A 15,607-nucleotide genomic window follows, 5' to 3' on the forward strand; every position below is an offset into this window, starting at 1 on the left:
AGGCCGCGACGGCCACCCCCCTCCCCCGTCCGTCGCACGTCACTCCGGAGACCCTCCGCCACCTCCGCAGTCTCTTCCGCACCCCACTGACCCGGGCCACGCCGTCCCCGGCCGGTCCCCACCTGGTCAGCGACACCGCGGCGGAGGCGGCGTACTTCTTCGACCCGCGCCCGGAATCCGGTCCGCCCCGCCTGGCCCTCCCCCTCACCTTCGCCCCCCTCACCCCGGGCAGCCTCCCCCAGTCCGAAGGCCTCCTGATCCTGGGCACCTGACCCAGCCCCTTCCAGCCCCGCCGCCGGGACGGTCAGGCGGGGCGGGTGAGGCGGTCTGCGCCCGAGAGGATCGCGGCCGCCAGTGCCTCCGCCGCCTGCGAGCTCCGCTCGCCCCGCAGCAGCGCGAACTCCACCGAGCCGAGGTCAGGCAGCCCCGGCACCCGGACCAGCCCCGGCGGGATCAGCCCCCGCGTGTGCGCCATCACGCCCAGGCCTGCCCGCGCCGCCGCGACCAGCCCGCTCAGGCTGCCGCTCGTGCACGCGATCCGCCACGCCCGCCCGTCCCGCTCGAGCACCTCCAGTGCCCGGGCCCGGGTGATCCCCGGCGGCGGGAAGACGATCAGCGGTACGGGCCGGTCCGGGTCCACCCGCAGCCCCTCCGCGCCGATCCACACCATCCGGTCCCGCCACACCAGCCGGCCCCGCTCGTCCCCCGGGCCGCGCCGCTTCGCCAGGACGAGGTCGAGCCGCCCTGCGTCCAGCCGTTCGTGCAGGGTCCCGGACAGTTCGACCGACAGTTCCAGGTCCACCTCGGGATGCTCGTGCCGGAAGCCCTCCAGGATCTCCGGCAGCCGGGTCAGCACGAAGTCCTCCGACGCCCCGAACCGCAGCCGCCCCCGCAGCCGTGTCCCGGTGAAGTAGGCCGCCGCCCGCTCGTGCGCCTCCAGGATGGTCCGGGCGAAGCCCAGCAGCGCCTCGCCGTCCTCCGTCAGCTCCACGCTGTGCGTGTCCCGGAGGAAGAGCTGCCGTCCCGTCGCCTCCTCCAGCCGCCGTACGTGCTGGCTCACCGTGGACTGCCGGACGCCGAGCCGGCCGGCGGCCTGGGTGAAGCTGAGCGTCTGGGCCACCGTGAGGAACGTGCGCAACTGGACCGGGTCGTACATGGCAGGCATGGCTTCATGCTCCCACGGCCATCACGAACCGCAATGACAGTAAGTGCGGTGTGCAGGTTTCCCGATCACCGGCCGAGCGCCACGATGAGGAGGCACACGGGGCACGCTCCCGCCCCGCCACCACCACGACAGCAAGAGAGCCCCGTACATGCGCCGCCCGCAGATACCTTCCTGGCTGCCCCTGGACCCGTACGTCCTGGCCCTCCTCGGCACGGTCGGCCTCGCCGCGCTGCTGCCCGCCCGCGGGCCGGCGGGCTCCGTCGCCGAGGGCGCCGCCACCGGTGCCGTGGCCCTGCTCTTCTTCCTCTACGGTGCCCGGCTGTCCACCCGCGAGGCCCTCGACGGCCTGCGCCACTGGCGGCTCCACCTGACCGTGCTGGCCTGCACCTTCGTCCTCTTCCCGCTGCTCGGCCTGGCCGCCCGCGGGCTGGTCCCCACCCTCCTCACGCCCCCGCTCCACAGCGGACTGCTCTTCCTGTGCCTGGTCCCCTCGACCATCCAGTCCTCGATCGCGTTCACCTCGATCGCCCGCGGCAACGTCCCCGCGGCGATCTGCGCGGGCTCGTTCTCCAGCCTCGCCGGCATCTTCCTCACCCGCTCCTCGCCGCCGGTCTGCTCGGCAACAGCGGGGGCGGGTTCTCCCTCGGCTCCCTCGTCAAGATCGTCCTCCAGCTCCTGCTGCCCTTCCTGCTGGGCCAGGTGCTGCGCCCCTGGGTCGGCGGTTTCCTGGTCCGGAACAAGACGGTCCTCGGCTTCGTCGACCGCGGCTCGATCCTGCTCGTCGTCTACGCCGCCTTCAGCGCGGGCATGGCCGCCGGGATCTGGCACCAGGTCAGCGTCCCGCGCCTGGCCGCACTGCTGGCGGTGGAGGCCGTACTGCTCGCCGTCATGCTCCTGGTCAGCTGGTACGGGGCGAAGCGGCTCGGGTTCGGCCGGGCGGACCGGATCGCCATCCAGTTCGCCGGGTCGAAGAAGAGCCTCGCGGCCGGACTGCCCATGGCCAGCGTGCTGTTCGGGGCCCAGGCGAGCCTCGCCGTGCTGCCGCTGATGCTGTTCCACCAGATGCAGCTGATGGTGTGTGCGGTGCTGGCGCGCCGCCGCGCCCGGGACGCCGGGGCCGCAGCGGACGGCGAACTGCCCGCCGGACATGTGGCGGAGGTCTCCCCCGGGCCCCAACACCCTGCGCGGCAGGCCCGGTAACGTGCGGCGGTGACCTGGATTCGCCCGCTCGCCGCCCACGCCGAACGCCCCTGCACCCTCGTGGTCTGCCGCGGCTGCTGCTGCGGGGACCCCCGCAAGAACCCCGGCTCCGACCACGCCGGCCAGCTGGCCCGGCTGCGTGAGGCCGCCGCCGCGTCGGGGGGCCGGCTGGCCGTCCGTACGAGCGAGTGCCTCGGGCCGTGCGCCCAGGCCAATGTCATCGTGGTCCAGCCCACCACCGAAGCGCGCCGCCGGGGCGCCCGAGCGGCCTGGTTCGGCTGGGCGCTGGACGACACCGCGACCGACGAGGTCATCGCGTGGGCGGAATCCGGCGGCCCCGGCGTCACCCCCGTCCCGGCGACATTGGACCTCCACCGCATCGACCCGCCCGAGCCCAAGCCCAGGCCGGAAACGAAGCGGCGCACCCGCCGGGGCCGCTGACCGGAGGACCGGAAGACCACAGGCCGAAGGACCGGACCGCGGGGGCGCCCGGGGAACCGCTACAGGGTGATCCGCTCCTCGCCCGCGTAGATGTTCATGTTCTGCCCGCGCAGGAAGCCGACCAGGGTCAGGCCCGACTCCAGGGCCAGGTCCACGGCCAGCGAGGACGGCGCCGAGACGGCGGCCAGGATCGGGATGCCCGCCATCACCGCCTTCTGTGCGAGCTCGAACGAGGCCCGGCCGGACACCAGCAGCACCGCGCCCGCCAGCGGCAGGAGACCGGCCTGGAAGGCCCGGCCGACGATCTTGTCGACGGCGTTGTGCCGGCCGACGTCCTCCCGCAGGTCCAGCAGCTCGCCCTGCGGGGAGAACAGCCCGGCAGCGTGCAGGCCGCCGGTGCGGTCGAACACCTTCTGTGCCGCGCGGAGCCGGTCCGGCAGCTCGCCCAGGAGCTCCGCGGGAATCCGTACGGTGTCTTCGGCCGCGCTCCGCCGGAGCGGGAAGCGGGTCGCCGTGCGCACCGCGTCGAGGCTGGCCTTTCCGCACAGGCCGCAGGAGGAGGTGGTGTAGACGTTCCGTTCGAGCGTGATGTCCGGCAGCACCACCCCGGGCGCGAGCTGCACGTTGACCACGTTGTAGGTGTTCGAGCCGTCCTCCGTCGCCCCCTCGCAGTAAGTCACGGCCTGTACGTCCGATGCGGAGCCGAGCACGCCCTCGCTCACCAGGAAGCCCACCGCCAGCGCGAAATCGTCGCCGGGGGTGCGCATCGTGATGGCGAGCGGTTTGCCGCTCAGCCGTATCTCCAGCGGCTCCTCGGCGACCAGCGTGTCCGGGCGGACTCCGCTCACCCCGTTCCGCACCCGGACGACACGACGGCGCTCGGTGACCCGTCCCATGGTGATCAGCCCGCCCGTTCTGTTCTCGTCGTGCACCTCGTCGTGCAGCTGACGGGCCCATTCTCCCGGATCGCCGTTCCAGGGTGCTCCCGGCAGGAAGATCCTCCGGAATCTCCAAATTCAGGGCAGGTAATCCTGTTGGGTCACGTGCACATGTACCCACCAGTAGCAGGTCAAGCTGGGTGATCCTGACTTCCGTACGAGGGGGGACCCCGCCCATGACCGGTTCACGCGTGGTGGCGCTAGGGCACTACCAGCCCGCGAAAGTGATCACCAACGAGGACCTCGCGGCGATGGTCGACACCAACGACGAGTGGATCCGCTCCCGGGTCGGCATCAAGACCCGGCACATGGCGGGCCCCGACGAACCGGTGGACGAGCTGGCCTTCCAGGCCGCGGGCAAGGCGCTCGCCGGCGCCGGCCTGTCCCCCGACGACATCGACCTCGTCCTGGTGGCCACCTCCACCGCGATCGACCGTTCGCCCAACATGGCCGCCCGCGTCGCCGCCAAGCTGGGCATGGGCGGCAGCCCGGCCGTCATGGACCTCAACGTCGTCTGCTCGGGCTTCACCCACGCCCTGGCCACCGCCGACCACGCGATCCGGGCCGGCTCCGCCACCCGCGCCCTGGTCATCGGCGCCGACAAGATGACCGAGATCACCGACTGGACCGACCGCACCACCTGCGTACTGACCGGCGACGGTGCGGGCGCGGCCGTGGTCGAGGCCAGCGAGGAGCCCGGCATCGGCCCGGTCCTGTGGGGTTCGGTCCCGGAGATGGGGCACGCCGTGCGGATCGAGGGCTCTCCGCCGGTCTTCGCCCAGGAGGGCCAGTCCGTCTACCGCTGGACCACCAGCCAGCTCCCGCCGCTGGCCCGCAAGGTGTGCGAGAAGGCAGGGGTCGCCCCCGAGGAGCTGGCCGCCGTCGTCCTGCACCAGGCGAACCTGCGGATCATCGAGCCGCTCGCCGCGAGGATCGGCGCCGTCAACGCGGTCGTCGCCCGCGATGTCGTGGACTCCGGCAACACCTCGGCCGCCAGCATCCCGATGGCCCTCTCGAAGCTGGTCCAGCGCGGCGAGATCCCCACCGGCGCCCCGGTCCTCCTCTTCGGCTTCGGCGGCAACCTCTCGTACGCGGGCCAGGTCATCCGCTGCCCGTAGCGGATGCCACGGCGGCCGGGGCCCAGCGGGCCTCGCGTGGCGGCACAACGACGACCGGCTGAGGGCCGAGCGCACCGCGGCGGCCCGCCGACCCGCGAGACGCGGAGTCTCGCCGCCCCCGCGGAGACATGCGCGCAGGTCAGCGAGCGGCCCGGGCCCGAATACCTGGTCGGAACCACCCCGATCCTTTGCTATTGTTGTCCTTGTCGCCGCGGGAAACCGGGGCCGACCACCTGGTCCGGGTGGCGGAATGGCAGACGCGCTAGCTTGAGGTGCTAGTGCCCTTTATCGGGCGTGGGGGTTCAAGTCCCCCCTCGGACACAAAACAAAAACCCCACTTCGGTGGGGTTTTTTGCGTGGGGGGTGCGGTGGCCTTGCGTTGTCCGGCTCGGGCGGCGGGGGTGGATCCGGTTGTGCGGCATCATGGGGCGCCACGGGGTCGGAGGGGAAGCAACGTGTCGCACGACGGGCCGGACAGCAGCATCGTGATCGCCGGGCGGTACCGCCTGGAGAAGCGGTTGGGCAGAGGCGGCATGGGGACCGTCTGGCGGGCCTCCGACGAGCTCCTCGGGCGTCCCGTCGCCGTCAAGGAGCTCCATGTCGACGGGGGTGCGGACGCCAAGGCCGCGCTGCGGGAGGCCCGGACCGTCGCTCAGGTCAGGCATCCGCACGTCGTCGTCGTGCACGACGTCGTGGAGCACGACGGGCGCCCCCACATCGTCATGGAGCTCGTCGACGGCGGCTCGCTGGCCGACCGGCTCGGGGCCGAAGGGCCGCTCACCCCTGCCGAGACCGCGCGGACCGGGCTGGCCATGCTCGGCGCCCTGACCGCGGCGCACGCGCGCGGGGTGCTCCACCGGGACGTCAAGCCGGCCAACGTCCTCATGGAGGCCGGGACCGGGCGGGTGGTGCTCACCGACTTCGGCATCGCGCGGCTCGCCGGGTCCACCACCATCAGCGAGACCGGCGCGTTCGTCGGCTCGCCCGAGTACACCTCGCCCGAGCGCATGCAGGGAGCGGTCGCGGGACCCGAATCCGACCTGTGGTCGCTCGGCGTCCTGCTGTGCGCGGCGCTGACCGGCGAGTCGCCGTTCCACCGCGATTCGCTCGGCGGGGTCCTGCATGCCGTCGTGTACGACGAGATCCGGCCGCCCGCGCAGGCGGGGCCGCTGGTTCCGGTCATCCGCGGCCTGCTGGAACGCCTCCCGGAGCGGCGGATGGGGGCGGCGGAGGCCGAGCGGCTGCTGTCGGCGTACGTGAGCACCGGCAAGGTCCCCGTCGTCGCCGACCGGGTACCGCCACCGAGTCCGGTGAGCGCACCGCCGACCGGGACCGCATCCGGGGCGGACGCCGCAGGCGGCTACTCGCCGACCGAGCACGTCCCGCAGCCCTCCGCCCCGGCCCGGCGGGCCCGGCCCGCTCTGCGGGCGGGGCTGATCGCCGCGCTGTTCGCCGTCGCGGTCGCCGGCGCCGTGGCCGTCACCTCACAGCTCGGCGACCGGTCGGCGGACGGCGCACGGGAGACGACGCCCACCGCCACGGCCTCCGGATGGAGCCGGGCCTCCGCCGACGCCAAGCCCGCGCAGACCCTCTCGCCGACGCCGGCCCCCGTCCGTACCGCGCCCCCGTCGGTGGCCGGGCCCGCCAAGCCCGCGCCCGCCGGGTACCGGTCCGTGTCCGACCCGGCGGGCTTCAGCCTCGCCGTACCCGACGGCTTCCAGCGCTCCACCGACGACGAGCGGGTCTTCTACGTGTCGCCGGACGGGGTCTTCCGTATCGGCGTCAAGGTGAAGCCGGCGGTGTCCGACGGGCCGGTCGCCGTCATGCGGCTCTCGCACGCGAACGGCCCGGCCACCAACCCCGGCTACCGCGACGGCACGGTCGTCCCGACCACGCACAACGGACTGCCCGCCGCCCTGTGGGAGTTCACCTGGAACGGCTTCACCGCCGCCGAAGGCGCCCGGCACACCTTCGACGTCTGCTGGGACGAGAACGGACGCATGTACGACGTGTGGGTGTCCGCGCCCGTCGGCCGGCTCGCGGAGGCGCGGAGCCACTTCGACGCGGCGCTGGACTCCTTCGTTCCGGGCGGGCCGGCAGCCGCGAACGGCTGAGCTCGCGCCCCGGTACCCCCCTGCGGCGCACGATCGGCGGGGCGCCCGGCGTTTCCGGGCCGTCGCCGCGGGGAGTGTCTTCCCGGGCGGCCCTTCCGCACCTCCGGCCGGCCCTTCCGCAGCTCCCTGAGGAGGTCTTGTGGAGGTCTTCACACGGTGATCAACCGCGGGGAGGTGTGGGGTAGCGTCGCCGCGCTGCGCGGAGAGGAGCGGGGCATGCGCGAGATCACCGTCCCACCAGTCGTTTTGGCGGCGCCCGTCGGCGGGCTCGCCGACGCCGTCTTCCGGCATGCCCAGGAGGATCCCGGCCGGGTGGTGCTCGGGCGCAAGGCCGACGGGGTCTGGCGGGACGTGACGTCCGGGGAGCTGGCCACCGAGGTGCTCGCGCTGGCGAAGGGGCTGCTGGCCCAGGGGGTCCGGTTCGGGGAGCGGGTCGCCGTCATGTCCCGGACCCGGTACGAGTGGACCCTGTTCGACTTCGCCCTGTGGGCGATCGGTGCCCAGCCCGTCCCCGTCTACCCGACCTCGTCCGTCGAGCAGGTGCACTGGATCCTCCAGGACTCCGACTGCACCGCCTGCGTCGTCGAGGACGAGGACCAGGCCATGACCGTCGGGTCCGTCATCGAGCGGCTCCCGCACCTGCGGCGGTTGTGGCAGCTCGACGCCGGGGCCGTCGAGGCGCTCGTCGCGGACGGCCGCGGGGTCGCCGACGACCTGGTGCACCGGCACCGCGCCGCTGTCACGCCCGACGCCGTCGCCACCGTGATCTACACCTCGGGGACCACCGGCCGCCCCAAGGGCTGTGTGCTCACCCACGGCAATTTCATGTACGAGGCCGACACGATGGTGGCCCGCTGGGAGTCCGTCTTCCAGGCCGGGCCCGGGGAGCAGCCCTCCACGCTGCTGTTCCTGCCGCTCGCCCATGTCTTCGGGCGGATGGTGGAGGTGGCGGCCGTCCGGGCACGGGTCAAGCTCGGGCACCAGCCGGTGCTGGCGGCCGCCGAGTTGCTGCCGGACCTCGCCGCGTTCCGGCCGACGTTCGTGCTGGGGGTCCCGTACGTCTTCGAGAAGGTCTTCGCGGCGGCCCGCCGCAAGGCGGAGGCGGAGGGGCGTACGGGCCCCTTCGACCGGGCGGTCGAGGCGGCCGTACGGTACGCGGAGGCGCGCGAGCAGAAGGCGTTCGGCGTCGGGCCGGGCCCCTCGGCCACGCTGCGCATGGAGCACCAGCTCTTCGAGAAGCTGGTGTACGGGAAGGTCCGCGAGGCGATGGGCGGCCGGGTGCGGCACGCCATGTCGGGCGGGTCGGCGATGTCGCGCCGCCTCGGGCTGTTCTTCGACGGGGCCGGGATCACGGTGTTCGAGGGCTACGGACTGACCGAGTCCTGCGCGGCGGCCACCGCGAATCCGCCGGGCGCGACGAAGTACGGCACGGTGGGCCGGCCGATCCCGGGCAGTACGGTGCACATCGCCGACGACGGGGAGGTCTGGCTGCACGGCGGCCACATCTTCAGCGGGTACCTCAACGACCCCCGCGCCACGGAGGAGGTGCTGCGCGGCGGCTGGCTGGCGACGGGCGACCTGGGCCGGCTGGACGAGGACGGGTACCTCACCATCACCGGGCGCAAGAAGGAGATCCTGGTGACCTCCAACGGCAAGAGCGTCTCGCCGACCGCCCTCGAGGAGCGGGTGCGCTCGCATCCGCTGGTCGCGCAGTGCGTGCTCGTGGGCAACGACCGGCCGTACGTGGCCGCCCTGCTCACGCTGGACATGGAGGGGATCGCGCACTGGCTGTCGATGCGAGGGCGCCCGCAGATGCCCGCGTCGCAGCTGGTCCACGACCCGGATCTGACCGCGGAGGTCCGGCGGGCGGTGGTGGCCGCGAACACGCTGGTCTCGCAGGCCGAGGCGATCCGCACCTTCCGGGTGCTGGCGGAGCAGTTCACGGAGGAACAGGGTCTGCTGACACCCTCGTTGAAGCTGAAGCGGCGGGCGATCGAGAAGGCCTACGCGACGGAGGTGGCGGCCCTCTACCAGCCCTGACGGCCCCCGCAGCAGTTAACTGACGGTGCGTCATTTCACCTTCGTCAGCGATATTGACGATCCGTCAGGTCACCCACAGAATGCGGGGATTCCGACCGGAGGGGATCCCACACATGTTGCGACCGATCCGCACCCTGGCCGCCGCGGCGGCGGCGCTCGCGCTCGTCTCCGCCTGCAACTCCGCCTCCAACAGCAGCTCCCCCCGCACGTCCGATGCCGGCGCGGCCGCCAACTTCCGCGGGGTGAGCGACCGGTCGATCAAGGTCGGCGGCATCGTCTCCATGACCAGTGCCAGCGGCTACAGCAAGAAGGACACCGACCTCGGGGCCAAGGCCCGGTACATGAGGGCCAACGCCGAGGGCGGGATCTACGGGCGCACGATCGAGTACCTGGGCGCGGAGGACGACGGCCAGGACCCCGCCAAGAACATGGCTGCCGCCCGCAAACTCGTCCAGCAGGACAAGGTCTTCGCGATCTCCCCGATGAGCTCGGTCACCTTCTCCGGTGCCGATTTCCTGGAGCAGGAGAAGGTCCCCACCTTCGGCTGGGGCACCCTGCCCTCCTTCTGCGGGCCCAAGTACATCTACGGGTTCAACGGCTGCCTGGTCCCCTCCCCCGGCGGCACCCTGAACCAGACCTGGCCCGAGGGCATCGCCCAGATCCTCGGCCAGGCCGAGGGCAAGTCGGTCGCGGTCATCGCCAACGACAGCGACGCCGGGAAGTTCGGCATCCGCACCTTCCAGCAGGGCTTCGCGAGCGCCGGGTTCAAGGTCGCGTACGCCAAGGCCTCGGTACCCGCGACGGCGGTGCCGAGCGACTGGTCGGCGTACGTGAAGGAGATCCTGGAGAGCAACGACGGCAAGGCACCCGACGCCGTCGTCTCCGTCATGCAGACCCCGAACAACATCGGCCTGTTCACGGCGCTCAAGCGCAGCGGGTACAAGGGGCTGCTCTCCGACCCCACCGACTACGACCCGGGGCTGCTCGCCAAGGATGCCACCAAGCAGGCCCTCGACGGGGTGCACGTCCTGCTCCAGTTCGAGCCCTTCGAGTCGACGAGCCCGGCCATGACCCGGTTCAAGGCGGACATCAAGGCCGCCTCGGGTGGCCAGGACGTGCCCCTGAACATGCACATGCTGACCGGGTACATGTCGGCGGACCTGTTCGTGTCCATTGCGCAGAAGGCGGGCAAGGACCTCACCGTCACGCACTTCCAGAACGCCGCGCAGAGCTTCTCCGACACCGGAACCCTCGTCGGCGACCGGGCCGAGCCCAAGGGGCAGAAGGACAGCTTCGGCTGCGGTGCACTGGTCCAGCTGAAGAACGGGGCGTACGAGGTGTCCGTACCGTTCAAGTGCCACGCGCCGATCCCCTTCAAGTAGGCGCGGTCCCATGGGAGATCTGCTCGTCTTCGTCCTGAGCGGTCTGGTCTCCGGAGCCCTGTACGCACTGCTCGCCACCGGGCTGGTGCTGTCGTACTCGGCGTCCGGGCTGTTCAACTTCGCGCACGGGGCCACCGCCTACCTGTGCGCGCTGACCTTCTACGAGGTGCACTCCGGGCTGGGGTGGCCGGCGGTACCTGCGGCGCTGCTGGTGGTGTGCGTACTGGCCCCCGGGCTCGGGTGGGGGCTGGACCGGCTGATGTTCCGGCGGCTCGCGCGGATCGGCGAGACCGCGCAGATCGTGGCCACGATCGGGCTGCTGGTCGCACTGCCCGCGGCCGGACTGTGGGCCGTCGAGCTGCTGGGGGATGCGGGCGCGCCCGTGAAACCCGCGGAGAACCAGTTCGGGCTGCCGGGCGTGGGGCCGAGCCCGGCGAAGTCCTGGCAGCTTGACGAGGGCGTCGGCATCGACTCCGACCAGCTGATCACCTGGGTGGTGACGGCGGTGGTGGCGGTGGCCCTGTGGGTGCTGATGCGGCACACACGGCTGGGGCTGCAGCTGCGGGCGGCCGTCGACAACCGCTCGCTGACCGAGCTGCGCGGGATCAGCGCCGACCGGCTTTCGTCGGTGGCCTGGATGATCGCCTCCGGACTGGCGGGGCTGGCGGGGGTGCTGGCGACGCCGCTGCTGGGGCTGTCGGCGCACGACTTCACCCTGTTCCTGTTCGTTTCGGCGACGGCGGCGGTGCTCGGGCGCTTCGCGTCCGTACCGCTCGCGTTCGCGGGCGGGCTGGGTCTGGGGGTGCTGCAGAACCTGGTGGCCGGGTACGCGTCGTTCGCCGAGGGGATCACCGGGTTCCGGACGGCGGTGCCGTTCCTGATCCTGTTCGGCGGGCTGCTCGTACTGACCCGGCGGGCCCGGACGGCGGGGACCGCGGCCGTGGACGCGGCGCCCGTGGACCATCTGGCGGGGGCCTCGTGGGGACGGCGGTGGGGGGTGTGGGCGGCGCTCGCCGGGGCGCTGTGCGTGGCCTTCTACACGGTGACCACGCCGTTCTGGAGCGGGCTGCTCGCGCAGGGGCTGGCGCTCGGGCTGGTGTTCATGTCCTTCACCGTGGTGACCGGGCTCGGGGCGATGGTGTCGCTGGCTCAGGGCACGTTCGTCACGGGGGCCGCGCTGGTGGCGGGGCTGCTGATGAGCCGGGGCTGGCCGTTCGTGGCGGCGCTGGCGGTGGGGACGTGCGTGGCGGCGCTGCTCGGGGCGCTGGTCGCACTGCCCGCGCTGCGGCTGGGGGGAAGGACCCTGGCGCTGGCGACGCTGGCGCTGGCGTTCCTCGCGGACCAGGTGCTGTTCCAGCTGCGGTGGCTGCGGAACGGGGACTCCGGGTGGTCGGTCCCGCGGCCGGTGTTCGGGCCGGTGGACCTGGGGGACGACCGGGCGCTGGGGGTGGCGCTGGTGGTGGTCGTCGCGGTGTGCGCGGCCGGGCTGAGCGCGCTGCGGAACTCGCCGTCGGGGCGGGCCATGCTGGCCGTGCGGTCGGCTCCGGCGGCGGCGATGGCCTCGGGGGTCTCCGTACTGCGCACGAAGCTGCTGCTGTTCACGCTGTCGGCGGGGCTGGCCGGGTTCGGGGGCGTGCTGGTGGCCTCGTACAACACCCGGATCACGGCGACGGACTTCACGGCGATGACGGGGCTGGTGTGGCTGGCGGTGGTGGTGGCCGCGGGGGTCCGGCGGCCGCAGTACGCGGTGGTCGCGGGGGTGGTCTTCGCGGTGGCCCCGCGGCTGCTGTCCGACTACGTGACGGAGTCGGCGCACCTGCCGGTGATCCTGTTCGGGCTGGCGGGGTTGGCCTTGGCCAACGATCCGGACGGGTATTGCGCAGCCGTTCCGGTGCGGCTGGCGAAGCGGCGGGCCGCGGCCTTCGGCGGGGGTGCGGGGAGCCCTGGGGGCGGCTCGTCCCCCGCCCCGCCCCCTCCCGGAACCGAGGGCTCTGCCCCCAGCCCCCCGTCCCGTGGCTCCGTCCTGGACCCGGCGGGGGCTCCGCCCCCGGACCCTCCCCCAGCCACCGCTGGGGGCACCCCCAGCGCCTCGAAGGCCGGCGAGGCTGATTCAGCCCGCCCGGCGTTCGGTGCCGCGGGCGCGCAGCGCACGTACGGGGTCCGGGGCGGAGCCACCCCACGCGGCGGAGCCGCATGTTCGGCGGGGTCGGGAAGGGGCGGGGTGGGGGAAGGCCCGTCAGGGCACGACCCGACGGCGCCCGCCCTGGAGCTGCGCGGGGTCACCGCCGGGTACGACGGGGGGCTCGTACTGCACGGGGTCGATCTCGCCGTCCGGAAGGGGGAGATCCTCGCCGTGCTCGGACCGAACGGGGCCGGGAAGAGCACCGCCTGCCGGGTCGCCGCCGGGGCGGTCGATGCCGTGGGCGGGAGTGTCCGCGTACACGGACGGGACGTGACCCGCGAGCGGGCCGTACGGCGCGCCCGGAGCGGGGTGCTGCTCGCCCCCGAAGGGCGGGGCGTCTTCCCGGCGCTGACCATCGAGGAGAACCTCGCGCTGTACCTCCGCGAGGCGGACGCGCGGACCGCCGTCTACGACCGGTTCCCCCGGCTCGGGGAGCGGCGGGGCGTCCCCGCAGGGGCGCTGTCCGGCGGGGAGCAGCAGATGCTGGCCCTCGCTCCGCTGCTGCAGCGCCCGCCCGAGGTGCTGGTCGCCGACGAGCCCTCGCTGGGGCTCGCTCCCCGCGTCGTGGAGGAGGTGTACGCGCTGCTCACCGAGTTGCGGGACGCCGGCACCGCGCTGCTGCTGGTCGAGGAGAAGGCCGCCGGGATCCTCGGTGTCGCCGACACCGTCGCGTACCTCTCCCAGGGCCGGGTCTCCTGGTGCGGTCCGCGCGCCGAGGTGGAGGCCGACCGGCTCACCGCGGCCTATCTGGGGATGGCGCGATGACGATGCCTTACGTACTGGAGGGCGCCGGGATCAGCGTCCGGTTCGGCGGGGTGAAGGCGCTCACCGGGGTGGACCTCGGGGTCCGCGCCGGCGAGGTGTGCGGGCTGATCGGGCCGAACGGGGCCGGGAAGACCACGCTGTTCGACGTGCTGTCCGGGATCCGGCGGCCCGACCGGGGGCGGATGCTGCTCGACGGGGCGGACATCACCCGGCGCTCCCCCGTCTGGCGGGCCCGGCACGGGATGCGCCGGACCTTTCAGCGCCAGCAGCTGTTCGGGCAGCTCAGCGTGGCCGACAACGTGCTGGTCGCGCAGGAGTGGCGGGGTGGCGGGGGCGGGATCGCCGCCGACCTGCTCGGCTCCCCGACCCGGCGCCGCCGGGAGCGGGGGCGCCGGGAGCAGGGCGAGCGGGTGCTCGCCTCCTGCGGGATCGGCGCGCTGGGGGCGGCGTACGCGGGCGGGCTGCCGGTCGGTCAGGCCCGGATGGTCGAGCTGGCCCGCGCGGTGGCCGATCCGCCGCGGGTGCTGCTGCTGGACGAGCCCGCGTCCGGGCTGGCGGCGCCCGAGCGCGAGCAGCTCGCGGCGGTCGTGCGGCGGCTGGCCGAGGAGGAGGGGTGTGCGGTGCTGCTGGTGGAGCACAACGTGGCCTTCGTGATGGACCTGTGCACCCGGGTGGTCGTCCTGGACCTCGGCACGGTCCTCGCCGAGGGCACTCCCGCCGAGGTCCGCGCCGATCCGCTCGTCCGGGAGGCCTATCTGGGTACGTCCTGACGGTGTGTCCGATCCCTGCGGGGCCTGGCGGGAATACGTCGCAGGGGCGGCCGGTTGTCGCCCCCCGTACCGACCGCGATCCGAGGGAACAGCCAGACGTGAACCAGGTCCCCAGCATCACGCTCAACAACGGCACGCTCATGCCCCAGCTCGGCTTCGGCGTCTGGCAGGTTCCGGACGCCGAGGCCGAGCGGGTGGTCGGGGCGGCGCTGCAGGCGGGCTACCGCAGCATCGACACGGCGGCCGTCTACGGCAACGAGCAGGGCACCGGCCGGGGCCTGGCCGGGGCCGGGGTGCCGCGCGAGGAACTGTTCGTCACCACCAAGCTGTGGAACGGGCCGTCGCAGGCGTGGGACCGGGACGCGGTGCTGCGCGCGTTCGACGACTCCCTGGCCAAGCTGGGCCTCGACCACATCGACCTGTACCTGATCCACTGGCCGCGCCCGATGCGCGAAGGCTTCGTCGCCATCTGGAAGGCCTTCGAGGAGATCGCGGCGAGCGGTCGCGCCCGCGCCGTCGGAGTGTCGAACTTCCGCCCGGCGGACCTGGAGCGGCTCGGCGCCGAGAGCTCCCTGGTCCCGGCCGTGAACCAGATCGAGCTGCACCCGCTCTTCCCGCAGGCCGAGCTGCGCGCCCTGCACCGCCGGCTCGGCATCGCGACCGAGGCCTGGTCCCCGCTCGGCCAGGGCAAGGAGCTGCTGACGCTCCCGGCCGTCGCCGGGGTCGCGGCCCGGCACGGGCGCTCCGCCGCCCAGGTGGTGCTGCGCTGGCACCTGCAGCTCGGGAACATCGTGATCCCGAAGTCCGTGACCCCGGCGCGGATCCGGGAAAACCTGGACGTCTTCGGCTTCGAACTGGACGCCGCCGACCTCGCGGCGCTGGACGCGCCGGGTACGGGTCCCGCGGCCCGGCGGATCGGGCCGGACCCGGCCGTCTTCGACTACTGAGGAGTGCGGTGTGAGCGTCCCCGACGGGGTGTACCTGGTGCGCAACGCGGCCAGTGGGCTGCTGCTCCAGCTGGAGGGCGGCACCCGGGTACGGGTGGGGCCCGAGGAGCCGGCCGGGCCCCCGGCCGCCCGGCAGTGGCGGATCTCGCCGGTGCACAGCGGCGGCGGGATCGTCCACGTCGTCAGCGTGCACAACGACAAGCGGCTCGATGTCGCGAACGCGTCGGCGGAGAGCGGCACCCGGGTCCAGGTGTGGCGGCCGAACGCGTTCGGCGCGCAGGAGTGGATCGTCGAGGAGCATCTCGACGATCCCGGTGTGGTGTCCCTGATCGCCTGTATCAGCGGGCTGCCGCTGGAGGGGGACGAGGAGGGCCGGGCCCGTCAGTGCGAGGACACCGATTCGCCGTCGCAGTGGTGGCGCCTGGAGCCGGTCCTCCCCGGCCCGGGTTAGCCGGGGCGGGGCGGCGGGCGGCCGCGTCGTAGCGTGCCGCGCGGGCGTGTTCGCGCCGGGCGTGTTCGCGCCGGGCGTGTTCGCGCCGGGCGCG

11 protein-coding genes, 1 tRNA gene and 1 pseudogene are annotated in these 15,607 nt (G+C 73.4%); 11 read left to right on the forward strand and 2 right to left on the reverse strand.

Going from position 1 to position 15,607, the window contains the following annotated elements; all coding sequences use genetic code 11:
* Positions 1 to 304: 304 nt before the first annotated feature.
* Positions 305 to 1,156, reverse strand: coding sequence for a LysR substrate-binding domain-containing protein (locus OHT74_RS07970; protein WP_266672560.1), 852 nt, complete (start codon positions 1,154 to 1,156; stop codon positions 305 to 307).
* A gap of 157 nt (positions 1,157 to 1,313) precedes the next feature.
* On the opposite strand from OHT74_RS07970, the pseudogene OHT74_RS07975 reads away from it, so the two are divergent.
* Both OHT74_RS07975 and OHT74_RS07980 read left to right on the forward strand, forming a co-directional pair.
* Positions 1,314 to 2,365 (forward strand): annotated as a pseudogene (locus OHT74_RS07975) (bile acid:sodium symporter family protein).
* A 9-nt stretch (positions 2,366 to 2,374) separates the two neighbouring features.
* The gene (locus OHT74_RS07980) at positions 2,375 to 2,806 is read left to right on the forward strand and encodes a (2Fe-2S) ferredoxin domain-containing protein (RefSeq protein ID WP_266661993.1); all 432 of its coding nucleotides are present in this window, start codon (positions 2,375 to 2,377) and stop codon (positions 2,804 to 2,806) included.
* A gap of 59 nt (positions 2,807 to 2,865) precedes the next feature.
* Here OHT74_RS07980 and fdhD read toward each other — a convergent pair whose 3' ends face one another.
* Entirely contained in the window at positions 2,866 to 3,702 is an 837-nt protein-coding gene (gene fdhD / locus OHT74_RS07985; RefSeq protein WP_266661994.1) for a formate dehydrogenase accessory sulfurtransferase FdhD, read from the reverse strand.
* A gap of 218 nt (positions 3,703 to 3,920) precedes the next feature.
* Between fdhD and OHT74_RS07990 the strand changes: the two genes are divergently transcribed.
* The 9 genes from OHT74_RS07990 (at position 3,921) to OHT74_RS08030 (ending at position 15,513) form a co-directional block, all read left to right on the forward strand.
* Positions 3,921 to 4,862: a beta-ketoacyl-ACP synthase III gene (locus OHT74_RS07990; RefSeq protein WP_266661995.1), complete on the forward strand. Its 942-nt coding sequence runs from the start codon at positions 3,921 to 3,923 to the stop codon at positions 4,860 to 4,862.
* A gap of 236 nt (positions 4,863 to 5,098) precedes the next feature.
* Positions 5,099 to 5,183, forward strand: a tRNA-Leu gene (locus tag OHT74_RS07995).
* Between the two features lie 212 nt (positions 5,184 to 5,395).
* The gene (locus OHT74_RS08000; protein ID WP_443047696.1) at positions 5,396 to 6,976 is read left to right on the forward strand and encodes a serine/threonine-protein kinase; all 1,581 of its coding nucleotides are present in this window, start codon (positions 5,396 to 5,398) and stop codon (positions 6,974 to 6,976) included.
* A 216-nt stretch (positions 6,977 to 7,192) separates the two neighbouring features.
* A complete protein-coding gene (locus OHT74_RS08005) occupies positions 7,193 to 9,016 on the forward strand; it encodes an AMP-dependent synthetase/ligase (RefSeq protein ID WP_328619841.1) in 1,824 nt (607 codons plus the stop codon).
* Positions 9,017 to 9,129: 113 nt separating this feature from the next.
* Entirely contained in the window at positions 9,130 to 10,398 is a 1,269-nt protein-coding gene (locus OHT74_RS08010) for an ABC transporter substrate-binding protein (RefSeq protein ID WP_328619842.1), read from the forward strand.
* Positions 10,399 to 10,408: 10 nt separating this feature from the next.
* On the forward strand, positions 10,409 to 13,345 hold the full coding sequence (locus OHT74_RS08015) for an ABC transporter permease subunit (RefSeq protein ID WP_328619843.1): 2,937 nt from the start codon (positions 10,409 to 10,411) through the stop codon (positions 13,343 to 13,345).
* On the forward strand, positions 13,342 to 14,115 hold the full coding sequence (locus OHT74_RS08020; protein WP_328619844.1) for an ABC transporter ATP-binding protein: 774 nt from the start codon (positions 13,342 to 13,344) through the stop codon (positions 14,113 to 14,115). Before OHT74_RS08015 ends, OHT74_RS08020 begins: the two co-directional genes overlap by 4 nt.
* Before the next feature lie 98 nt (positions 14,116 to 14,213).
* The gene (locus OHT74_RS08025; RefSeq protein ID WP_266662000.1) at positions 14,214 to 15,062 is read left to right on the forward strand and encodes an aldo/keto reductase; all 849 of its coding nucleotides are present in this window, start codon (positions 14,214 to 14,216) and stop codon (positions 15,060 to 15,062) included.
* Positions 15,063 to 15,072: 10 nt separating this feature from the next.
* Entirely contained in the window at positions 15,073 to 15,513 is a 441-nt protein-coding gene (locus OHT74_RS08030; RefSeq protein ID WP_266662001.1) for an RICIN domain-containing protein, read from the forward strand.
* The last annotated feature ends 94 nt before the right edge of the window (positions 15,514 to 15,607 follow it).

It is taken from the genome of Streptomyces sp. NBC_00354 (assembly GCF_036106915.1).
Lineage (GTDB): Bacteria > Actinomycetota > Actinomycetes > Streptomycetales > Streptomycetaceae > Streptomyces.